Raw genomic sequence first — 22,259 nt, forward strand, 5'->3', positions numbered from 1 at the left:
AGACAGGAAGCAAGATCAAAAGCGGCAGTCTGGTTTTGAGGCTAGCATCCCTTGCAGAATGTAACAGTGCAACAGCGTAAATGTCGCGCCCGGACGAGCTTATTGGGCAGATTCGGAAACAACGAACTAACAAGTCCGCCCCCGTCTCTCCCAAGCGAAGCAAGTCGCCCGTCGACGTTCCGTTATGGTGCAGCACAGCAAGAAGAAGCGCATTGACCTAGGTCAACGCTTAGGGGCGGACACAGTCAAAGTTGTGACTATCCAGCGAGAGGCGCGCACCTCAATAGGAGGTCGCGATTTCCGCTACGCCGTCCCGATTATAAAGATCGCGGCGGAACTGGATGGTGCCGTCCTGAGTGGCCCAGGCGGTGATGTAAACAAAATGCAGCGCCACCGGGGTTGCGAGCCGGACGTCCTTGCGTTCGCCGGTCTTTTTCATATCGGCGACCCGGTCCTGCTCCCAGCCGTCATTCTGGGCAACGAGCCAATACGCCAGACGCTCGATGTTGAAGACGCGGATGCAGCCCGAGCTCGCGGCCCGGAAGTTCCGGCCAAAAAGCCCTTCCGAGGGACTGTCGTGCATGTAAACGGACTCACCCGAGGCGAAGTTGATCTTGACGAAGCCGAGCGGATTGTCCTTCCCCGGCGGCTGCCGGTACGAATAGGACTTGGGCGCCGAGGAACTCCAATCGATCGTCGCCGGGTCGACTTTCTTGCCGTTGCTGTAGGCCTCGATGCCGGTCTTGATCAGGACGTTCTCGCCCTTGGCCTGCATCTCGCGACCCTGGGGAATGAGGTCTTTCTGGATCACCGTCGGCGGCAGGCGCCAGGTCGGGTTGAAATTCAGCTCCGTAATCGTCGAACGCAGGAGCGGCGTGGGCCGGTCCACTTTGCCGACCACACCCGTATGGCGCGAGATCACCTTGTTGAGCGCGACCGCCTCGACCTGGGCAGCCGGAATGTTCACCATCACATACTTGCGCTGCGCCTTCACGATCGGCGCCAGCTCGCCGAGCCGCTTGAGATTGGTCTTGAGCTGCTTCAGCCGATCCTCGGCGGTCACGTTGAGGGCCGCGATCGTCGGCTTGTCGAGACGTCCGTTCGGCGTCAGGCCGTTGGTCGACTGATAGGCCTTGAGGGCTTCGACCAGCCTGTCGTCGAGCGTATCCCCGCCTGCCGAGCCCGCGTCGAGTTCACCCGATGCGATCAGCCGATCGCGCAATTCGACGATCGCGAAATGCTGCTCGCCGGGCTTCACGACAGCGTCGGGAACGCTTTTCCAGCCCCCGGCTGCGACGATCTCCGTGTAGCGCGTGATCGCAGTCTGCGTGGCCTCGATGTTGGCGGCGGCCAGCGTCGGGAAGCCGGGCGGTGGGTTGCGCTCGAGTTCCTTGAGCTGCTCGCGCTCCGACGCAGGGTCGCTCGCTCCGCCGCCGGATCCACCAACCGGGCCGAACGTGAGCCAGTTGTCGTTTGCGCGCGCGTCACGAGGGGAAACAACTGCGCCGACCATCAAAAGCGCCAGAGCCCCGATCGCCAGGTGGCACGTGCCGAGTTTGAACGGTGTCGTCATGAAGTCCCCCCGCGAGCTTTTGCCCGCCAGCTTTTTGATTGCGCCGCACGCAAGCACGCTTGTCTCGCGCGCCCTCGCACCGACGAAAGGGAAACCGCAAACAGCCGCCCCCAATTCTCGAAACGAGGAGAACGCGGATTTGCGCGGACAATCGCATAATCCGCATTCGCCCAAAAGGCCCGCTCCGCAAGCCACCGCCTTGGTGGTGCCGGCTGGCCACGAATTGGGCCCAAAACAGCAAAGGGACGCGCCCCCGGCACGCCCCTTTGCACAGTTTCTTCGATGTCGCCTCCGCTACCCCACCCGGAGACGTCCGTGTCTTTCCCTAGAGGCGGAACCGGATCTGGTCGGTCCAGAACCGCTCGAGACGGCCAAGTGCCTTGTTGAGTCCCTTGAGCTCGTCGCCGGAAACCTGCGCGACGGTCTCGACCGAGCCGAGCTGGCGCTGATAGAGGCGATGCACGACCTCGGAAGCCTGACGGCCCTTGGCGGAAAGCGAAACGCGCACGCTGCGCTTGTCGCTCTCGCTGCGCTCGTAGTCGATGTAGCCCATCTCGACGAGCTTCTTGAGATTGTACGACACGTTCGAGCCCATGTAGTAGCCGCGGCTCTTGAGTTCGCCGGCGGTCAGCTCGTTGTCGCCCATGTTGTAGAGGAGCAATGCCTGGACGGCGTTGAGGTCCGAACTACCGGTGCGATCGAACTCGTCCTTGATCACATCGAGCAGCAGCCGATGCAGGCGCTCGATCATGTGAAGGCTTTGGACATACTCGGAACGTAGATTGGGATCCTGCGTTTCGGGCGCGCTCCTGCGCGCCGCATTCATAGCGGTACTCATACCCTGCCTCGCTGACTAACCTGTTTGACGCGACCGTTTTCCGGTTCTGATCACAGGCTAAGCGAGACCGATAAAAATTAGCTCAATTATCGCGGTAAATTCCGGGTAAAATTGCGTTCCGTTCGCGCACGCAATAGCCCATCTCAGGCCCGCGCCTTCTGCATCTCCTCACGCGACGGCAAAACCAGATCGCCCCCCTCGCCCAGCGGCGCGAAATAGGCATCCACCATCTGCTCCGTCACGTCTTCGAGACGCGAAGGCGCCCAGCGGGGCGCGCCATCCTTGTCGACGAGCGCCGCCCGTACGCCCTCGTAGAAATCGCCGTTCGCTTCGAGAATGCGCGCGGCAATCCGGTAATCGACCACGAGCGTCTCCCGGAGATCGCGTGTCCGCGCCTCGCGAATATGCCGGTGCGTGATCTTGAGCGCGAGCGGCGACCGGCGCCGGAGATCGGCCGCAACCGCGCTTGCCCATTCCTTCTGCGCACCGGCTTCCCCATCGAGCCGCGCAATGATCTCCTCCACCCGCTCGGCCGAAAAGCAGCGCGCGATCAGCGCGCGATAGGGATGAAGCTCGCCCGCGCCGCAATCCTGGTTGCGGTCGTCCAGAATGGTATCGACCGGCCACGTGTCCGCGAGATCCGCCTTGATGGCTTCGAAATGCTGGGAGTCGATGCAATGGGTGACGAGCCCCAGCGCATAGGCTTCGGCCCGACCGATGCTTCGCCCGGTAAGCCCGAGATACATCCCGACTTGGTCCGGAAGCCGCGCAAGCACGTGGCACACACCCACGTCCGGAAACAGCCCGATCAGCGTTTCCGGCATCGAGAACGAATAAAGTTCGCCCGCGACCCGGTGCGTGCCGAACTGCGTAATGCCGACGCCGCCCCCCATCACCATGCCGTTGATCAGCGGCACCGTTGGCTTGGAGAAGCATTCGCACTGCCAGTTGAGCGCGTATTCGTCGGCGAACGTCTTGCGGCCGGCCGCGAGGTCGGCGCGTGCGAGCCCGATCACCTCACGCACATCGGACCCGACCGAAAACGCGCGCGGGCTCTCCGATTGAAGGACCACCGCATAGACCTGCGGATCACGAGCAAAAGCCCACAGCCGCTCGGAAATTCTCGACCGCATGTGCTCGGTCAACGCGTTGAGCGCTTTCGGCCGCGCAAGCGTCAGCTGCCCCAGCGATCCACGGATCTCGGCCTTCAACGTTTCGTCAGAAGTCTCGGTCATTCCAGAGCCCGTATCGCATCGCACGCACAAATGCGATCACGCTCTAGACCATGAGAGCTTCTGGCCCAAGCGCTCCGATCTTTGCAGCCCCTATCGGGCGCGGCGTGAATCGGCAGCGCAGGAAATGCCTGAAGCGTGAATCATCGGTCTCATACAAAGCCTAGAGCGCGATCACGATTTCAAAAAAGCCACCGCGCTCTAGCAAATCGCCCCTGCTCTGCCAATGTGATAAGCGGGGATAGGCGCCTTGTGGGGCCACAATTCTTGGCTATACAGGCCATCCTGTTGAGAGGAAACTGAACGTCTGATTCGCAGCGGGACGCCGCTGTACGACGCGAAGTCTGGCAAGTTTCCTCACAAGTTTCCTGAATGGCCCGCGGGTGTTTGCTGCCCGGCAGGCAATCCGAGAGCCGTAAGGACGCGCCCATGAAGCGGTTTCAATCCGCCGTTGCGATTTTCGGAATGGCCGGCCTCGGCGTCGCGACCCTCGCATCGGTGTCGCTCCTGGAGGCAGCTGACGTCCGCGCCGCAGATCGCTCGATTTCCGAAACCGTGACGAACGCCTTCGAGACCGTCGTCATCGACGCGAAAACGGCGACCGACAAAGCAACCGCCGCCGCCAAGAAGGCCCTCGCCTCAGACGGCAAAACCAAAAGCACCAAAAAATCGAAGCCGGACGCAGACGCGAAAAGCGCCACCCAGGCCGGCGCGACCGGCGCAGGCGAGAAAAACGCAGCCGCTCCCGAAAAGCCCTCCAAGGACACTAAGTCCAAGCAGTCTGCCCAGCCCGCTGCGCCTCCGAGCACGGCGACCACAGGAAAGGATGCAGCCAAGGACAAAGCCGAAGCGAAACAGCCGGACGGCAAGGATGATCCGGCCGCTAAGGCCGCCGACGGCAAGCTGGCCGATCCCAAAAAGCCCGCAATCGCCGACGAGTGGCCGGCAGTCGATGTCGAGCTGGCTCGCGCCCGTTGCACCCAGCTCCTGAAGGGCGTGGAAGCCGTCACCGTCCCGGAAGCTCCGTTTCGCAAGGGAGATTGCGGAACTCTGGCGCCGGTTCGTTTGATCTCCATCGGCAAAAATCCGGAAGTCTCGCTGTCGCCGCCGGCGGTCGTGACCTGCGACCTCGTCGTCGCGCTCACCAAGTGGGTGAAGCAGGACGTTCAGCCCCTCGCCCGCCGCCATCTAGGCTCGGAAGTCATCCAGATGGAATCGATGAGCGACTATTCCTGCCGCATGGCCTACGGCCGCGTCGGCAACAAGCTCTCCGAGCATGGCAAGGCCAACGCCCTCGACATCCGCGGTTTCACCACGCGCAAAGGCGCACAAGCCGTCGTGCTGAGCGGCTGGGGCGAGACCAAGCGCGATGTCGTAAAGCAGATCGCCGCCGCCAAGGCCGCAGCGGCGAAGGCGGAAGCCGTGAAGGTTGCCGCCGAAAAAGCCAATGCCGAACGCGCCCAGGCGGCCGCTGCCGCCGCCAATCCGCCGGCCACCGTCGACAAGCTGCCGAGAAGAACGCTCGCCGAAGGCCTACCGAAAGAGCAGAACGATCTCGCGTTGCCGGCCTACATGCAGAAGGACGGCTTTGGCTTGGCGCCAACCCGCCTCGGCGGCCCGAAAGACAAGGACGCCCCCGCGAGCAAGGTCGAGCTAAAGAGCGACGACGGCAAGAAGGACAGCAGTAAGAAGCAAGCCGCCAAGAAAGACACCTCCAAGAAGGGCAAGACGGACCCCGAAACCGTCGCGGCGCTGCCGCCGCCGACCGCGGATCAGCCCGCCGTTGCACCAGCGCCCAAAACGCCGACCAGCCGGTTCCTGCACGAGGCTCACGCGGCCGCCTGTCAGATCTTCGGAACCACCCTCGGCCCCGAGGCCAACGAGGCCCACCGCAACCACTTCCACGTTGATATGGCCGAACGGAAGGTTCGCAAAATCTGCGATTGAGCTCGCTCGGACCAGCCCGCCGCAACCGCCTGCGCCGATCGCATGTGTGCGGCTTCGTTTACCACCTGCCCGTTGCCGGCTGCCCGCTGCCCTCATAGCACTTGCGCGCGAGCGCTGGAGGCGGGATTGTCCCGCCAATCGCTTGAAAAACCGGCCTCCGCCGGCTGAACGAATACCCGAGGCTCCCCCGTGACCGCGCCGAAGATCTCGCCCAAGCTCGCCGACACCCGCCTCTCCGGAGACACCGCGCCTTCGGCAGCCGGAAGCTTCCCGAATGTCCGCATGCGCCGCACGCGCGCCACCTCCTGGTCGCGCCGCCTCGTTGCCGAAAACACGCTGACGCCGGCCGATCTCGTCTGGCCCCTGTTCGTCATCGAAGGCACCAACACCCGCGAGGCCGTCGCCTCGATGCCGGGCGTCGAACGCCTTTCAGTCGACCTCATCGTCGAAGCCGCGCGCGAAGCCGAGAAGCTCGGCATTCCCGCCATCGCGCTCTTCCCGAACACCGACAAGAAACTGCGCACCGACGACGCGCGCGAAGCGGTGAACCCCGACAATCTCGTCTGCCGCGCCACCCGCGCCGTGAAGAAGGCCGGGGTCGATATCGGCATCATCCTCGACGTCGCGCTCGACCCCTACACCAGCCACGGCCACGACGGCCTCCTGGTCGAGGGCGAAATCGTCAACGACGAAACCGTCGCCATGCTGGTGCGCCAATCCCTGGTGCAGGCGGAAGCCGGCGCCGACGTGCTTGCGCCCTCCGACATGATGGACGGACGCATCGGCGCCATCCGCCATGCGCTCGAACACAACGGCCGCACCAACACGCTGATCATGTCGTATGCCGCCAAATACGCGAGCGCGTTTTACGGCCCCTTCCGCGACGCCGTGGGCTCCGGCGGGCTCCTCAAAGGTGACAAGCGCACCTATCAGATGGATGCAGCGAACAGCGAAGAGGCGATCCGAGAGGTTGCGCTCGATCTCGCCGAAGGAGCCGACCTCGTGATGGTGAAGCCGGGGATGCCCTATCTCGACATCGTCCGGTGCGTTTCGGAAACCTTCAAGGTGCCGACCTTCGCCTACCAGGTCTCGGGCGAATACGCGATGATCATGGCCGCCGCCGAGAAAGGCTACCTCGATGAGGAAAAGGCCATCCTTGAAAGCTTAATGGCCTTCAAGCGCGCCGGCGCATCCGGCGTCTTCACCTACTTCGCCCCGCGCGTCGCCAAGCTGCTCGGCTGACCGGGAGCGGTTGCCGCCGCCTTCGCAAGTTTGGCTCAGGCCGCGGTTTTGGCGGCATGCGGCAGCTCATCCCCTTCCGCGCCCACGCTCTCGGGCGCGTTGGCGCGCGTGACGCGGTTGCGGCCCAGACGTTTCGAGCGGTAAAGCGCAACGTCGGCCTCGTTGAGAAGCCCGTCCATCATCTCAGCGGTCTCGGGCATACCCGCCGCAACACCGACGCTGACCGTGACAATGGCATGCCCCGCGTGCGGATGGGGGATTTCCATCGTCTCGATTGCCGCCCGGATTCTCTCGCCGAGCGCTTGGGTGTCGTCGAGCGAAAGCCCCGGAACGAGCACTGCGAATTCCTCGCCGCCATATCGCGTCACGACATCGACTCCCGCACGCACGTTCGCGACGATAGCGCGAGCGACATCGCGCAAGCAGTTGTCGCCCGCCCGGTGCCCGAGCCTATCGTTGTAGATTTTGAAATGGTCGACATCGACCATGATCACGCCGAGACGCACGCGATCCGAGGCCACGGCCTCACCGTGCGTCTTCAAGGATTGATCGAGATAGCGGCGATTGTAGACCCCGGTCAGAGCATCGAGTTCGAGCAATCGTTGCAGCTCCTCGTTGGCATGAGCAAGGGCGGCCGCTTGCGCGTTGATCTTTTCGCTAGCGAGAAACGCGCGGCGATCGACGATGCCGCTTCGATAGGAAACGATCAAGCTGGCGACGGACGCGGCCGAATACAGGAACACGATGTCGATGACCTGCAAAGGATCGACACCCGCATAGCCCGAGAAAGCCATGAACAGATAGGCAGCGACCGATACGACCGTGTAAGCGGCAGCATGCTGGAACCGGAGCGGCATCACGAGATTGATCGCGATCAGATTCACGCCGGCGAGAAAGAAATAGCGAACCTCGTCCGGAGCGGGAGCGACCGAGCCGAGAAAACAAAGCCCGACCACGCACAGGAACGGCGCTGCGGTCGCCGCGACGCCTTGGGTCGCAAGAGAATACCGCGGCGAGAGAAACCAGAGCGAGACGAGAACGACGGGCACCAGCACGCCAACCCGAAACGCGAGACCGTAGGCCGTCATGTCTCCGCCGATGGCGAACTCGGTCGAAAGACCGAGCAGACGGAGCAACAGCCCGAACACGAGCCAGAACCGAAGCGTCCGATTTCTGCGCTCCGATGAATAGGCCTCGTAGCGCTGCTCGAGAGCCGGATCGAACCGAAGCTTGGACCAAAACCGATCCAGCTCCGCCTCGGCGCGCGCCAAGGCATCGATCGGCTTTTGCTGCTGAGATGCAGTGGTCACGGGCGGCCCCTCCCTCGGAAGGACAACCCTTTCCATGAATTGCTGAACGAGGCCTTTTCCGGCGCACGCCCAGCTTTCAGAGTTAAACGTCAGAGTAAAGAACTGCTTAGCAACGTGTCTCGCCGCGGGATAAGCCCCTCAGAAGTCGCCGCCCAGGGCGCGATTGGCGCGCCAGGAGAACGGCTGCCCCAGCAGGCGGCGGTAGAGGCGCGGCGCGAACGGCAGCGCCGCCCAACCGGCGAGATTGAACAGCGCGGCCCAGGCTTGGTGGGGCGCGAACTCGATATCGAGAGCAAACAGCACGAGCAGCACCAGCGAAAGCACGGCCATCGCCGCTGCAAAGCCGATGTAGAGGATCATGAACGTCGCGTCGAAAGCGATCGAGCGAGTATCCGTCATGGGGGTGCTCCAATGACCAGCGCGCATCCGGAACGAACCACATCCGTTCTGAAGCACGACAATACCAAGTGCCAATACGAGCGAGCCGTGTCGAGAAAGGCTAACGCCTCACGCGACGAACCGCCGTTCCATCAGGAACAACAGGCCGATCGCCTCACGCTCGATGCGAATTCAGTTGCACAAATGATGACGAAGGACAGAGATTCGCGATAGCCCAAACCAACGCCGGGGCGCGCGGCGGGCGCACTTCACACGACGTGTGAGTCATCATCGACACACGATGATTATCAAACGCGCAGTTCACACGGCTGTCGCTGCAGATCTTATCAGCTAAAGCGTGAAATCGTGGGCCTCTGGAAAGCGACCAAGGTCCGTGAACCTCTTCAGCTCACGACCTCCCAAGGCGCGGCAGGATCATGCTTGGGATGTCGTCAGCGCCTTACGCGGCGGCGCTGCTGCTCGGCGGGCTCTTCGCCATCGTACGACGGCTCTGTGGACCATCCGCCTTCCGCGGCCGCGGCAGCATCCGGATCACCCGCCGTAGGAGGCGCCTGCTGCGCGACGGCGTTGCGCGGCTTCTGGCAATCCGTCAGCCAAACGTCGAACACCGGATGTTCGACGGCATTGAGCCCCGGGCTTTGCGCGAACATCCACCCGGTGAAGATCCGCTTCTGATTGCCGTCGAGCTGCACTTCGTCGACCTCGACGAACGAGGTCGTTTTCGGCTGCTCGGTCGGCGGACGCGAGAAACAGACGCGTGGCGTCACCTTGAGCGCGCCGAACTCCACCGTTTCACCGATCGGCACTTCGAGTGTCTTGATCGTCGCCGTCACCTTGTCGAGCGCGGAAAACACCGCGACTCGGTTGTCGAGCTTGGTGTCGGCAAGACCGTTCGCCGGCCCGAGCATCAGGCCGCCCGCCAGCACAGCCCCGGTCAACGCGATCGCCGTCAGCGACGCACGGACAACCCGGGTCTTGCTCACGCTCTGGTCTGGCCGAAACCCGCTCATGGACACGCGAAAATCCTGCAACGTTGCTCTTGAACTCGCCTCGCTCTAGAGCGGGCGCACACCGGCGAGCGTGTCGGAAAGCACGACCGGCCCATCGGGCTCCCTTCTGCGCGGCAACGATGGCGCCGAAAAGGCCGCCGATCGCCGCTCCAACCACGCGCCTGCGTCAGTCCGGGCGCCAGGGCTTGTAGTCACCGGTCGCCTTGGGCCGCTGCCCGGCAGCGAGAATCGAGCCGGCCGGCCGGTAGGCCTGCGGCGTCCCGGTCATGTTGGGCACGTGCGGCTTTTGCCACGGCTTCGCAACATACCGCTCCTCGGTCGGCGGCGTATCGACGGTATAGTGCAACCAGCCGTGCCACTCGGGCGGCACCTTCGAGGGATCGGCGAGCTTGGTGTAGGTCACCCAGCGCCGCAGACGACCGAGCGGCCCTTCGGGGCCTACGCCCTTGAGCTGCTCATAGTAGCGGTTGCCGAACGAGTCGCTGCCGACGAACCGGCCCTGCCGGGCTATCGTCAGTCGCGTGCCCCAGGTATTTCCGCCCCACCAGCTGAAGATCTCGCTGAAAATCCCCATACCAAATCGCCTCCGCACCGCTTCATCTTCGGATTAACGCGTCGCCAGTCCGAGCGCCAGTGTGCATTCGCCCGAAGCTTGTCGCTTGCCTCCGCGCAAGTATCGCCCGTTCATTTATTGTGAGACGAAATTGCAACAGCCAGCGCCGTACCGACCGAAACGGAATCGGATTATCGTTTGACCAGTCTCGGCGAGTGCCCGTTTTTCGGGCTTATGCACACGCCTCATTTTGCGGCACTCGCGTCCAGGCCCGGTTTCACGGGCGTTTCACTCGGCAATACCCCCAACTTACCAACACCACTAGATCTAGCGTCAGTTGCCTCTGCGACCCACGAAATCTAGGGCGCCACTATTTCGCCCTGACTCGAATCACGCTAGCTTTGACCCATCGCCGCCCTGCCTGAGGGGGAATGCTGAGGAAGCTGGTGGCGAGCTTCAGAAGTGCTCACCAAACATAGTAGCGCCTGCGTCTACGACAGCGCCGAGAGCTGTCCGGGAACGTCAAAAACCTTGGCGGTCCACAGATGAGGTGTGTCCAGACTACAACAATCGCGTCGCCATCCTGTACCTCGTTGCGCCGCACGTCCGAACATCGAAACTGCACGAGGGAAAGATGAAGATTACGCGGCGCTTCACGACTGCTGGCAAGTCTCCGTACGAGACGATCGAATTCCGCCGCGCAACTTCCGAGATCAAGAACCCCGACGGCTCCGTCGTGTTCCGGCTCGAAGGCTTCGAGGTTCCGGAGGACTGGAGCCAGGTCGCAGCCGACATTCTCGCCCAGAAGTATTTCCGCAAGGCCGGCGTGCCGCGCCGCCTGAAAAAGGCCGAGGAAACGCAGGTTCCCTCGTGGCTGTGGCGCTCCGTCGCCGACGATCGGGCCCTTTCCGCGCTTCCCGAGAAGGAGCGCTTCGGCGGTGAAAGCGACGCCCGCCAGGTTTTCGATCGCCTCGCCGGCACCTGGACCTATTGGGGCTGGAAGGGCGGCTACTTCACGACCGAGGACGACGCCCGCGCATTCTACGACGAGCACCGCTACATGCTCGCAAAGCAGATGGGCGCTCCGAATTCCCCGCAGTGGTTCAACACCGGCCTGCACTGGGCCTACGGCATCGACGGCCCCGGCCAGGGCCACTTCTATGTCGACTACCAGACCGGCGAGCTCACGGTCTCGGCCTCCTCCTACGAGCATCCCCAGCCGCACGCCTGCTTCATCCAGTCGGTCAACGACGATCTCGTCAACGAGAACGGCATCATGGACCTCTGGGTTCGTGAAGCGCGCCTATTCAAGTATGGCTCCGGCACCGGCTCCAACTTCTCGAGCCTGCGCGGCGTCAACGAGAAGCTTTCCGGCGGCGGACGCTCGTCCGGCCTCATGAGCTTCCTCAAGATCGGCGATCGCGCAGCCGGCGCCATCAAGTCGGGCGGCACCACCCGCCGCGCCGCCAAGATGGTCGTCGTCGATGTCGATCATCCGGATATCGAGGAGTACATCGGCTGGAAGGTGCGCGAAGAGCAGAAGGTCGCGGCGCTCGTCACCGGCTCGCGCATCTGCCAGAAGCGGCTGAAGGCCGTGATGAAGGCTTGCGTCAACTGCGACGCCGACGGCGACGCCTGCTTCGATGCCGCCAAGAACCCGGCCTTGAAGCGCGCCATCAAGGAAGCGCGTCGCGACGACGTGCCGATGAACTACGTGATGCGCATCATCCAGTTCGCGCGCCAGGGCTATAAGGACATCGAGTTCGACACTTACAACACCGACTGGGACAGCGAGGCTTACCTCACCGTCTCGGGCCAGAACTCGAACAACTCGGTGCGCGTCACCGACGACTTCCTGCGCGCTGTCGAGAACGACGGCACCTGGAACCTGACCTCGCGCCTCAACGGCAAGACGGTCAAGACCGTCGGCGCCCGCGATCTCTGGGAGCAGATCGGCCATGCCGCTTGGGCCTCCGCCGATCCGGGCATCCAGTTCCACACCACCATCAACGACTGGCACACCTGCCCGCAGTCGGGACCGATCCGCGCGTCGAACCCGTGCTCGGAGTACATGTTCCTCGACGACACGGCCTGCAACCTCGCCTCGCTGAACCTGCTGACGTTCCGCCGGGCCGACAAGAGCTTCGACACCGATTCCTACGAGCACGCCTGCCGTCTCTGGACCATCGTGCTTGAAATCTCGGTGCTGATGGCTCAGTTCCCGTCGCGCCAGATTGCAGAGCTCTCCTATCGCTACCGCACGCTCGGCCTCGGCTTCGCCAACATCGGCGGCCTGCTGATGGCCTCCGGCATCTCCTACGACTCGGCGAAGGGCCGCGCGCTTTGCGGCGCCATCTCCGCGCTGATGACCGGCATCTCCTACGCCACCTCGGCGGAGATGGCGGGCGAGCTTGGCCCGTTCCCGGGCTATGAGCCGAACCGCGCCGATATGTTGCGCGTCATGCGCAACCATCGTCGCGCTGCCTACGGCCACAGCGAAGGCTACGAGAAGCTCTCGATCGACCCCGTACCGCTCGATGCCGCGAACTGCCCGGACGAGCGCCTGATCACCGCGGCCCAGAACGCTTGGGACCAGGCGCTCCAGCTCGGTCAGCGCCACGGCTATCGTAACGCCCAGTCGACCGTCATCGCGCCGACCGGCACGATCGGCCTCGTCATGGACTGCGACACGACGGGCATCGAGCCGGACTTCGCGCTCGTGAAGTTCAAGAAGCTGGCCGGTGGCGGCTACTTCAAGATCATCAACCGCGCGGTTCCGGAAGCGCTCCGCACCCTCGGCTATCGCGAAAGCGAGATCGCCGAGATCACGGCCTATGCCGTCGGTCACGGCACGCTCGCCCAGGCACCGGCCGTCAACCACGGCTCGCTCGCCGCACGCGGCTTCACGCCTGAAGCGATCCAGAAGATCGAAGCGGGCCTCGGCACCGCGTTCGATATCAAGTTCGTCTTCAACCGCTGGACGCTCGGCGACGACTTCCTGACCGGCACTCTCAAGGTTCCGGCCGAGAAGCTCGACGAAGCGGGCTTCGATCTGCTCGCCCACCTCGGCTTCTCGAAGAAGGATATCGAAGCGGCCAACGAGCACGTCTGCGGAGCCATGACGCTCGAAGGCGCGCCCCACATGAAGGCCGAGCACCTTTCGGTGTTCGATTGCGCCTCCCCGTGCGGCCGCAAGGGCAAGCGTTACCTCTCGGTCGACAGCCACATCTACATGATGGCGGCGGCGCAGCCCTTCATCTCGGGTGCGATCTCCAAGACCATTAACATGCCGAACGAGGCGACGGTCGACGACTGCAAGGAAAGCTACAAGCTGTCGTGGCGCCTGGCCCTCAAGGCCAACGCGCTCTACCGCGACGGCTCCAAGCTCTCGCAGCCGCTCAACGCGCAGGTTTTGGGTGACGACGTCGACGACCAGGACGAAGCAGTCGAGCAGCTGACGGCCGACAGGCCGCAGGTGCAGCGCGTCCTGGCTGCGGCTGAAAAGCTCGCGACCCGCGTTGCCGAGCTCGAGCGCGAGCTAAAGATCGCCTCCGAGCGCAGCGACATCCGTGAGCGCGCCAAGATGCCGGGCCGGCGCAAGGGCTACACCCAGAAGGCCTCCGTCGGCGGCCATAAGGTGTACCTGCGCACCGGCGAGTACGACGACGGCGCACTGGGCGAGATCTTCATCGACATGCACAAGGAAGGCGCCGCCTTCCGCTCGTTGATGAACAACTTCGCCATCGCCATCTCGCTCGGCCTTCAGTACGGCGTGCCGCTGGAAGAGTACGTGGAGGCCTTCACCTTCACGCGCTTCGAGCCGGCGGGCCTCGTGCAGGGCAACGAGACCATCAAGAACGCGACCTCGATCCTCGACTACATCTTCCGCGAGCTTGCGGTCTCCTACCTCGGCCGCAACGACCTCGCTCACGTCGATCCGCGCGAAATCGTCGGCGAAACCGGCCTCGGCTCGTCCGACGAGGAGACCGACGAGCAGCTCGATCTCGATCTGCCGGAGAGCGTGACGAAGGTGGTGTCGAAGGGCTTCATGCGCGGCAACCTGCGGCTTGCTTCAGGTGGGCGCGGCCATCACCCCGACAGCGATCCCTCGCACAGCCTGTCGTCGCTGCGGCGCGACCTCACGGCCGCTTATCCGGTCGCCGAGGGTGCGACCGCACTCTACGCCAGCGAGGGCGCAACCGCGCTCAAGACCGACACGGAAGTCATGTTCCGCCGCACGACGGTTTCGGAAACGCAGGTCGTGGCGACCAAGAGCCGATCGAAAGATCGCGTCGCCGAAGCCCGCCTCCGCGGATACGAGGGCGTCTCGTGCTCCGAGTGCCAGAACTTCACGATGGTTCGAAACGGAACCTGCCTGAAGTGCGACACCTGCGGCTCGACGAGCGGATGCAGCTAAGAAGTTCGAGGGCGGGTCCGAAAGGTCCCGCCCTTTTTCGTTTGCCCACCCTTTTTCGTCTGAGAGTTCGACAACAAGAAACGGCGTCGCGTCACCGGGAGCGAAACGGAGATCACAACAGCAAGCTGAGAGGCACGCTTTTGATGCACGCAGACCCCTTCGAGCTTCTTGAACTGCCCAACGGCACCTGGTGTGTCGCCCGCCTCGCGACGGTGAGCGGCGACAAGATCGGATACGATCCCGTGGGCTTCTATGCGAGCCGCGACGAAGCCGAGATCGCGATCATGCGGGCATCTCCCTCGCCGCGCACACCCCTCGCCCCCTTCGCCCAATGGCTACGGCAAGGCTAAGGCCGGCTAGCGCTGACGTCCCAGCAGGTACAAACCGGCTGCGTAAGCGCACCACGTCGCTAGCGCGGGCAGCCCAACTAGCAGAAACGCCCCACCGAGTGCTTCCGAAGCGCGTGCCAGATCATCCGACATCACAAACGAAACAACGAAGAGCGAAGCCACGGCAAGCGCAGAAAGGCCCATGAACCACAGGCCAAACCGAGCAAGTTTACGAGGCGTGAGCGGCCTGTCTGGCACAGCAAGACGATGAGCCACGAGCAGTAACGCAATAACTCCAAGCCCAAAGGTGAACGAGTACGGCACTGCCAACCCAAGGGCTAAAGACGGGTTCGCCCCCTGCCCCATGCACAAAATAACGAATGCCAATGGAAAGGCGAGGGCAGCGAGCAAAACCGGCATAGAATGTCTCATACCAATAAGAACTCAGAACGTTGCGGTTGACAGATAAACATCCGCTTAATCGCCCCATCGCGATGCGCCCGGTTCAAATTTGGCAGCACAAAGCCCACCTGCTTCCCCACACAATTCACAACCCGCCGCACGCCGGAGGTGTGGATCGGGCAAGCGTGCAACAGACATCGGTTCGGAAAAGCGCAATATGGCCAACGGCGTGCGCGAGACGCCAAGGGAGACGGCCTGTTCAAGCCCCTCTCGAGGCCGCGCGACCGCCAATGCTTTGCAGCACACCGTCGCACCGTCTCCGGTAACCGGTTTGCTGAAACGCAACGCACGCGATTGTTCCTGGTGTAGACTTCGAAGGAGAAGCCGCAGAAGCACAAAAGGCGAGAAACGAACGAGGGAGAGCGTGAGCAGCTACATTCCGAAGCTCGCACGGATCACGTCCGGCAGAGACGCAGGAAAGAAGCGCGCCACAATCCCTCACGAGCAGTCGGACGAGACCATCCTCATCCACACGCTCACCCGTCTCGCTCCCCGCATCCGCCAACGTCTCGCCATCAAGCGCCAGTTCTCGGACGACGCGCTGCTGGCAAGCCTCCTAGCCATCGCACGCCATTCCTCACACGAGGCCCGGTGGCACGCGGCGGAAACTTCCACCCTTGGCCAGTATCTCGCGAGCAGCGAGCCGGACATGCACCGCACCTTGGTGAGGCTCCTTTCGCTGCTGCCGAAACCCTGATCGAGATCAGCGTCACAACGATTGATCTAAAGGAAATGTTAACACTTTGAGTAACCACCCCCGAATCACGGCATTATCGGAGGCGGTCTAGCAAGTCTGTGAATTCAACTACGGAAAGGCGCTAAGCGCCAACCCGTGGTCCCTGTACCGAACCACAGCTTACGACTGCGTTGCGTATCGCAAGTATCGCGTTGAACACGGGCCCCAGAGGCCAACCTGACCGGATGTTTCTGGATCGGCTGTAGCAGCCGCTCTTCCTGGGCATCACAACACGATACCGGCACACCCGAGCTTCAACAAAGCGAAGGCCGCCGTAAGCGATACGGAGTTTCTGCATGTCGTCCGCCGGCCTCGCGGCCCCCGCCCTCGTCTATCTGCTCGCCGATCACCTCGATTCCGCACTCGCCGCAGGTGAGGATCTTCTGAAATCTACGCTGAGCTGGAACGCGGGAGACGCGCGCTCGGCCGACGGGCTGACGCAGCAGCGCCGCGACGAGCGCGAAGCCGTCGACACCGCGCGCTCGCTCGAAATGGTGCTGCTCGCCCGCATCCTGAAATCGCGCGAAACCGCGCAGGAACTGGTCAAGACCGAGAGCGAGTTCAAGCTCGTCTCGCGCCTCTACACGAGCGGCACCGCGCCTGTCGCCGAAGCGGCCAACGAGCTGACCGACGAAACCGCGGTTGCCTTCGACACCGGCGACGGCATCACGGCTTACCTGCGCTCGCGCGGGCTTCTCGCCGAGGACGCAGCCGCCCCGCTCGAAGCCGCGAGCCTGACCGTAACCGAGCAGTTTCTCGTCGCGGGCCGCATGAACCTCGGCGCATTGCTCGATCTCGTCGCCATGTTCCTCGACACGCTCGAAACCCACTACGAGCTCTACGATCATCCGCAACGGAGCAAGCCGGCAGCACCCCACGCTGTCACCACCGGCGCGGTCGTCTGATCGAGACGTCACGAAAAGCACGAAAGAAAAGGGCCGCTCCCATATCAAGGAGCGGCCCTTTTCTATTCTAGACCGTGATCGTTTCGGACCTTATCAGTCCGAAACGTGGATCATCGTTCTCATCTAGTGGCTCACGAGCGGCGATCAGCCGTCGTTGCCGTCACGCACAGGACGCGCAAGGCTCGAATAGGCCCGCCGGCGCATCGGCTCCGCGGATGCGATCCGATCGATTCCCGCATGCGTCTGGCGCGCGAAAACCGACATGTCGTTGGTGCCGTCCTGGGTCACGATACGCTTGCCCTTGGGCTCGCGATCAGCGACCGCCGCAACGGCGACCGGAGCGCTATGAGCCTTTTCCCGCGTCTTGCGGGCGGCCTGCCGATACGAGCGCGAGTTGGCAGGCGCCGACCGTTCGGCACGGCTACGCGCGCGAACCGTCTCCGCAGCCGCCACCTTGACCGGAGCGGCGTGCTGAGGCTTCGGCGCATCCGAAGTCTCGTCCTTCGCAAGCACTACGGCCGCGACCTGAACCGGCTTGGCCGCGACCGGAGACGCGACCGTGGCCGTCAACTCGGCCGGACGAGCCGTAGCGGCAGCGAGCACCACAGGCGCCTCAGGCGCAGCGCCGCTCTGCGTGCCGGTGGAACCCGCCACCTGGGTCGGATTTCCGGCGCCGAGCACCGCATCCGCCGGGAACGGCGACGTGAGACCGGCCATCATATAGGCGGTTGCCGCCCCGCTCTGCGCCTCGTCGAGGCTCGCGAACTGACCGATATAGCCGGGCACCGGATCGTACTTGCGGTTCCGCTTGTAGGTCGCCTCTGCGGAGGTCGGCGCATCGATTACGCGCACCATCAGCTTGGCGACGCCCTGGCCGGCAAATCCGAGGACCTCGGCAGCCTTGCGCGAAACGTCGAGCTTCCTGTCACCCCAGTAGGGGCCCGCGTTGTTGACGCGGATCACGAGCGACGCACGCGTCGCCGGCGCCCAGACCAGAAGTGTCGTGCCGTCCGGATAGATCGGGCTGGCGGCATTGTTGGGAGATTCGGAATCGAACACTTCCCCCGAGGAGGTCAGGCCACACGGGTTGTAGCGGTCGCGCTTGCAGGAGTCGTAGTGAGAGGCGGAAAGCGCCTCGTCCTTGCCGATCAACGCTTCGGTCTCGGCGATCGTCTTCACGCGATGGCATTTGCCATAGAAACAGTAGGACTTGCCGGGTGTCTTGGCTTCGGCCTGGTTTCCGGGAAAGCCAAGGGTGAAGAGGCCGGCGGTGAGAAGTCCGGCGCTAATCGCCGGTGTCAGAGATCTGAAACCCACTCGCTTGGCCCTTTGAGCACCCCACGTCGAAGATTTGCTCAGAAGGGTTCGCATTCATTCGCTCCGTTGCTGTTGCTATTCGGGAGAGGCGAAAGACGGGCATCCCCCCGCCGTTAACTCTCCCGCGGCGCGAACAGAGCAGCTGCAACAATGGCAAGCGAGCGGCAAAGTCGCCGCATAGTTAATTTTGGACGCTGATTGGTTAACCAGATCGCTAGAGCAGCTCGCGCTCGGCGAGTAGGCGCGAGAGACCTGCACGCGCCTCCTCGAGGCGCTCTGAATCGGAGCAGCGCAGCACCAGCTCGGTCCGATAATTACCTTCCGAAAAAGTAGGATAGCTCCCCATCGCCACGTCCGGGAAGCGCTTCTGATGGGCCGCGAACAGGTCGGCGATTTCGCCTTCCGCGCTGCGGACGACGATCGAAACCGAGTTCACGCGCGGCCCGGTCCTGAGTTGCTGTGTCGCAGCAAAAAGCATCGCTTTCATAATGTCCGGCACCCCCGCCAGCACCATCACGTTGTCGATTTTGAACCCCGGAGCCGCTGAGACACTATTCACGATCAGCTCCGCGCCCGCCGGAACGCGCGCCATGCGAAGTCGCGCCGGCGTCAGCGCGATGCCGCGCGCTTCGTAGGCCGGCTTCATCAGCGCCACCGCGCGGTCGTCCACCTCCACCGGCACGCCGAACGCCGCGCCAATGCTGTCGGCCGTGATGTCGTCGTGGGTCGGGCCGATGCCGCCCGTCGTGAACAAATAGGTGTAGCGGGCCCGCAGCGCGTTGACCGCCGCCACGATGTCGGCCTCCACGTCGCCGACCACGCGCACTTCCCGGAGCGCGATGCCGATGTCCGTCAGGTGCTCTGCAATCGTGCCGATATTCTGGTCCTTGGTCCGGCCCGAAAGGATCTCGTCGCCGATCACAAGCACCGCGGCGGTAATGATGTCGCTGCCGCTCAAGGCCCGCTCCCTGTTCATCTTGATTGTCGTTTGCCTCCCCATCATAGCAGCCAGCCGGCCGCCCCGCGCCAGTTTGACTTGCGGGCGGCGACCAACCTCCCTAAAGCTGCCCGGCCATGAAATTCCCGACCCCTCTCCTGCGCGGCCGCCTCGTCAAACGCTACAAGCGCTTCCTCGCCGATGTCATCCTCGACAGCGGCGAAGAGGTCACCGCGACGTGCCCGAACACCGGCTCCATGATGGGCCTCGCGACGCCCGGCGCCGTGGTCTGGCTGTCGGAAAGCGCGAGCCCCACCCGCAAGTATCCGCACACCTGGGAGATGGTCGAGGCCGACCTCGGCCAGGGTCCGGTGCTCGTCGGCATTAACACCAATCATCCCAACCGCCTCGTCTCGGAAGCCATCGCCGCGGGCCACATCACCGAGGTTGCCGGCTATGCGAGCCTCCGCCGCGAGGTGAAGTACGGACTTTCGAGCCGCATCGACATCCTGCTCGAGGATCCGGCCAAGGGGCTGGCCTATGTCGAGATCAAGAACGTCCACCTGTCGCGGCGGACAGGCCTCGCGGAATTCCCCGATTCCGTCACCGAGCGCGGCGCCAAGCACCTCGCCGAATTGAGCGCGATGGTCGCCGCCGGACATCGTGCCGTCATGCTGTATCTGATCCAGCGCGCCGACGCCGAGCACTTCACGCTCGCAGGCGATATCGACCCGCGCTACGCCGAAGCCTTCGCCCGCGCACGCGAAGCGGGCGTCGAGGCCATCGCCTACGCCTGCCGGTTGACGCCCGAGGAAATCGTCATCACGAACCCTGTTCCCTTCGAGGCCTGAACCCAGGCATAGTGGGGGTCTCGCACGCGGCCTCGGTGCTCTCCCGAAGCAGCGGAACCCAAAAAAAAAGAGAGCAACGAGAAGCGGACGGAGCAAACCGCCGCCGGATGGAAACGCAGAATCAAGGGCAGCGCTCGATATCGGGCGCAAGGGCGTCATGTTGAATAGAAGAAACCTCGCGTTCTCGACAATCGGGCTCGCGCTCTCGTCCATCGCCGCGCGCCGCGGCCTCGCCGATACCGCCGCGAAGGGCTTCGAGATCCAGAAGAGCGACGCCGAATGGCGGGGCGAACTCACGCCCGAGCAATACGACGTGTTGCGCAATCACGGCACCGAGCGTCCCGGCTCGAGCCCGCTCGACAAAACCTATCTCGCCGGCGAGTACCGCTGCGCCGGTTGCAGTCAGGCGCTTTTCTCTTCGGCGACGAAATTTAATTCCGGAACCGGCTGGCCGAGCTTCTACGCGCCGCTTGAAAATGCCCTCGGCACATCGAGCGACCGCAAGCTCATCTCCGTGCGCACCGAGGTCCACTGCCGCCGTTGCGGCGGGCATCTGGGCCACGTCTTCGACGACGGCCCCGCCCCCACCGGCAAACGCTACTGCATCAACGGCGTCGCGTTGAAATTCCTGCCCGCGCCCACGCCCTGACCATACGGTTATTTAAGCTGCGTCGGCCCTGGCACGCGAAAGGGCAACGCCTCATCTCCCTCATTGCGCCCTTTGGAGCGGCGCAATGAGGTGAACCAATGAGCAAGCTGAAAGTAATCGCCGCCGCGATCGGCATGACGTGGCTTGGCATAGCCGCGGCCAACGCCGCGCCCGGCTATTCGACCGCAAACGTCAATCTCAGAACCGGCCCCGATCTCGACTTTCCGAGCGTCGAAGTCGTCGCCGACGGAACCCCGATCGAGGTTGCCGGCTGTCTCAAGGACGAATCCTGGTGCGACGTGATTGTCGGCCCCAACCGGGGCTGGATGTATTCGGAGTACATCGCCTTCGAGCGAAACGGCGACTACGTCGCGCTACCGGATGTCGGCATCGAGACTTACAAAATCCCGGCCGTGACCTTCGCCGCGCGAGACTACTGGGCCCACTATTACGTCGGGCGCCCCTGGTATGCCGACCGCGAAAAATGGATCGCGTTCGCGCCGCGTCCGCGTGCGGGATGGCGCGCGCCGGCTCCAGGCGTCCGCGTCGCTGGCTGGTGGCGCGACGGTTATCGCGCGCCCGAGATTGGACTCGAAATCCCGCTCGAGCATTGGAAGAAGCACCACCACAAGGAGCATTGACCCAGCTCCGCAAAAGCGGCCGCGATTGTGGCCGCCTTTGTGGCAAAAGGGTCCGGTTTGAGCCACAAACATTGCAGCATTTGTAATTCGAACCAGCGACGGTTTTCGCGCATTGGTGCGTTGTGCATCTGTTGGGCAAGGTGCTGTACCCCCCAAAGGCACGCCAACTGCACTGAGGGTCTGATGAAAAAACTTAAACTGATCGGCGGCATTCTCGGCGCCACCATTTTTGGAGCTGCTGCAGCTCACGCTGCCCCTGGTTACTCCACGGCCAACGTGAACATGCGTGCTGGCCCCGACATCGATTTTCCTAGAGTTGATTTGATACCCGAAGGATCACTGATCGAGATCAAGGGCTGCCTCAACGATGAGTCCTGGTGCGACGTGATCTGGGGCGGCAGCCGCGGTTGGGTCATCAGCGAGTATCTCGCGTTCGACTATCGCGGCGAGTACAGGCCGCTTCCCGATATTGGCATTGCCGCCATCCGTGTCCCCGCCATCCGCTTCGTCGCCAACGACTACTGGGGACGCTTTTATGTCGGGCGGCCTTGGTACAACGATCGCAATCGCTGGTACGCCTACAAGCCGCGGCAGCGCCCACACTGGCACGCCCCGCCCCCGGGACCGCGCAAGGCCGGCTGGTGGCGCCAGGGTTATCAGCCCTACGCCGGCATGAAGCCGCCGTCCGAGCGGTGGGATCGCGCACAATTCAGGCGCGATGATCGCCGGGACGACAGGCGCGACGACCGTCGAGACAGACGAGACGATCGACGCGATGACCGCCGCGGACCGCCCGATCGCTTCAACGATCGCGGCCAGCGCTAGACCATGATCGCTTCAGGCCCTATCAGCCTGAAGCGTGAATCATCGGTCTGATCAAAAAACCAAGAGCGGGATTGCGTTTCGAACAA

The 22,259-nt window shown here is 63.4% G+C and carries 19 protein-coding genes; 10 read left to right on the top strand and 9 right to left on the bottom strand.

Annotated features, from left to right (window positions below; genetic code table 11):
- Positions 1 to 280 precede the first annotated feature (280 nt).
- From RCO24_RS15230 to RCO24_RS15240, 3 genes are all read right to left on the bottom strand, one after another.
- Positions 281 to 1,573, bottom strand: coding sequence for a L,D-transpeptidase family protein (locus RCO24_RS15230; protein WP_308963308.1), 1,293 nt, complete (start codon positions 1,571 to 1,573; stop codon positions 281 to 283).
- 325 nt (positions 1,574 to 1,898) lie between these two features.
- Positions 1,899 to 2,411, bottom strand: a complete 513-nt coding sequence (gene ldtR / locus RCO24_RS15235) for a transcriptional regulator LdtR (RefSeq protein ID WP_308963310.1) — start codon at positions 2,409 to 2,411, stop codon at positions 1,899 to 1,901.
- Between the two features lie 143 nt (positions 2,412 to 2,554).
- Entirely contained in the window at positions 2,555 to 3,646 is a 1,092-nt protein-coding gene (locus tag RCO24_RS15240; RefSeq protein WP_308963311.1) for an enoyl-CoA hydratase/isomerase family protein, read from the bottom strand.
- A 426-nt stretch (positions 3,647 to 4,072) separates the two neighbouring features.
- Here RCO24_RS15240 and RCO24_RS15245 point away from each other — a divergent pair, with 426 nt between their 5' ends.
- Complete coding sequence (locus RCO24_RS15245) at positions 4,073 to 5,590, top strand: extensin family protein (protein WP_308963312.1); 1,518 nt, start codon at positions 4,073 to 4,075, stop codon at positions 5,588 to 5,590.
- Between the two features lie 282 nt (positions 5,591 to 5,872).
- Positions 5,873 to 6,832 carry a porphobilinogen synthase gene (gene hemB, locus RCO24_RS15250; protein ID WP_374990971.1) on the top strand — a complete coding sequence of 320 codons (960 nt, stop codon included), beginning with the start codon at positions 5,873 to 5,875 and terminating at the stop codon, positions 6,830 to 6,832.
- Positions 6,833 to 6,867: 35 nt separating this feature from the next.
- On the opposite strand, the gene RCO24_RS15255 is transcribed toward hemB, so the two are convergent.
- From RCO24_RS15255 to RCO24_RS15270, 4 genes are all read right to left on the bottom strand, one after another.
- Positions 6,868 to 8,142 carry a diguanylate cyclase gene (locus tag RCO24_RS15255; RefSeq protein ID WP_308963314.1) on the bottom strand — a complete coding sequence of 425 codons (1,275 nt, stop codon included), beginning with the start codon at positions 8,140 to 8,142 and terminating at the stop codon, positions 6,868 to 6,870.
- Between the two features lie 138 nt (positions 8,143 to 8,280).
- Positions 8,281 to 8,541, bottom strand: a complete 261-nt coding sequence (locus RCO24_RS15260) for a hypothetical protein (RefSeq protein WP_308963315.1) — start codon at positions 8,539 to 8,541, stop codon at positions 8,281 to 8,283.
- A 431-nt stretch (positions 8,542 to 8,972) separates the two neighbouring features.
- Positions 8,973 to 9,551, bottom strand: a complete 579-nt coding sequence (locus tag RCO24_RS15265) for a DUF2155 domain-containing protein (RefSeq protein WP_374990967.1) — start codon at positions 9,549 to 9,551, stop codon at positions 8,973 to 8,975.
- 166 nt (positions 9,552 to 9,717) lie between these two features.
- The gene (locus tag RCO24_RS15270; RefSeq protein WP_308963316.1) at positions 9,718 to 10,125 is read right to left on the bottom strand and encodes an NADH:ubiquinone oxidoreductase subunit NDUFA12; all 408 of its coding nucleotides are present in this window, start codon (positions 10,123 to 10,125) and stop codon (positions 9,718 to 9,720) included.
- A 613-nt stretch (positions 10,126 to 10,738) separates the two neighbouring features.
- Between RCO24_RS15270 and RCO24_RS15275 the strand changes: the two genes are divergently transcribed.
- The 4 genes from RCO24_RS15275 (at position 10,739) to RCO24_RS15290 (ending at position 16,953) form a co-directional block, all read left to right on the top strand.
- Complete coding sequence (locus tag RCO24_RS15275) at positions 10,739 to 14,521, top strand: vitamin B12-dependent ribonucleotide reductase (protein ID WP_308963319.1); 3,783 nt, start codon at positions 10,739 to 10,741, stop codon at positions 14,519 to 14,521.
- A gap of 143 nt (positions 14,522 to 14,664) precedes the next feature.
- Positions 14,665 to 14,871 carry a hypothetical protein gene (locus RCO24_RS15280; protein ID WP_308963321.1) on the top strand — a complete coding sequence of 69 codons (207 nt, stop codon included), beginning with the start codon at positions 14,665 to 14,667 and terminating at the stop codon, positions 14,869 to 14,871.
- 805 nt (positions 14,872 to 15,676) lie between these two features.
- Positions 15,677 to 16,009 (top strand): hypothetical protein, encoded by a 333-nt coding sequence (locus RCO24_RS15285; RefSeq protein WP_308963323.1) that lies wholly within the window; start codon positions 15,677 to 15,679, stop codon positions 16,007 to 16,009.
- Between the two features lie 335 nt (positions 16,010 to 16,344).
- Positions 16,345 to 16,953: a hypothetical protein gene (locus RCO24_RS15290; RefSeq protein ID WP_308963325.1), complete on the top strand. Its 609-nt coding sequence runs from the start codon at positions 16,345 to 16,347 to the stop codon at positions 16,951 to 16,953.
- Positions 16,954 to 17,097: 144 nt separating this feature from the next.
- On the opposite strand, the gene RCO24_RS15295 is transcribed toward RCO24_RS15290, so the two are convergent.
- Together RCO24_RS15295 and RCO24_RS15300 are read right to left on the bottom strand one after the other, a co-directional pair.
- On the bottom strand, positions 17,098 to 18,270 hold the full coding sequence (locus tag RCO24_RS15295; RefSeq protein ID WP_308963327.1) for an RlpA-like double-psi beta-barrel domain-containing protein: 1,173 nt from the start codon (positions 18,268 to 18,270) through the stop codon (positions 17,098 to 17,100).
- 214 nt (positions 18,271 to 18,484) lie between these two features.
- On the bottom strand, positions 18,485 to 19,228 hold the full coding sequence (locus tag RCO24_RS15300) for a molybdopterin-binding protein (RefSeq protein WP_308963328.1): 744 nt from the start codon (positions 19,226 to 19,228) through the stop codon (positions 18,485 to 18,487).
- Between the two features lie 116 nt (positions 19,229 to 19,344).
- Here RCO24_RS15300 and sfsA point away from each other — a divergent pair, with 116 nt between their 5' ends.
- From sfsA to RCO24_RS15320, 4 genes are all read left to right on the top strand, one after another.
- Positions 19,345 to 20,058, top strand: a complete 714-nt coding sequence (gene sfsA / locus RCO24_RS15305) for a DNA/RNA nuclease SfsA (protein WP_308963329.1) — start codon at positions 19,345 to 19,347, stop codon at positions 20,056 to 20,058.
- Between the two features lie 157 nt (positions 20,059 to 20,215).
- On the top strand, positions 20,216 to 20,707 hold the full coding sequence (gene msrB / locus RCO24_RS15310; RefSeq protein WP_308963331.1) for a peptide-methionine (R)-S-oxide reductase MsrB: 492 nt from the start codon (positions 20,216 to 20,218) through the stop codon (positions 20,705 to 20,707).
- Between the two features lie 98 nt (positions 20,708 to 20,805).
- Positions 20,806 to 21,348 (top strand): SH3 domain-containing protein, encoded by a 543-nt coding sequence (locus RCO24_RS15315; protein ID WP_308963333.1) that lies wholly within the window; start codon positions 20,806 to 20,808, stop codon positions 21,346 to 21,348.
- Positions 21,349 to 21,531: 183 nt separating this feature from the next.
- Entirely contained in the window at positions 21,532 to 22,173 is a 642-nt protein-coding gene (locus tag RCO24_RS15320) for an SH3 domain-containing protein (protein WP_308963335.1), read from the top strand.
- Positions 22,174 to 22,259: the final 86 nt, after the last annotated feature.

It is taken from the genome of Hyphomicrobium sp. LHD-15 (assembly GCF_031157355.1).
GTDB lineage: Bacteria > Pseudomonadota > Alphaproteobacteria > Rhizobiales > Hyphomicrobiaceae > Hyphomicrobium_C.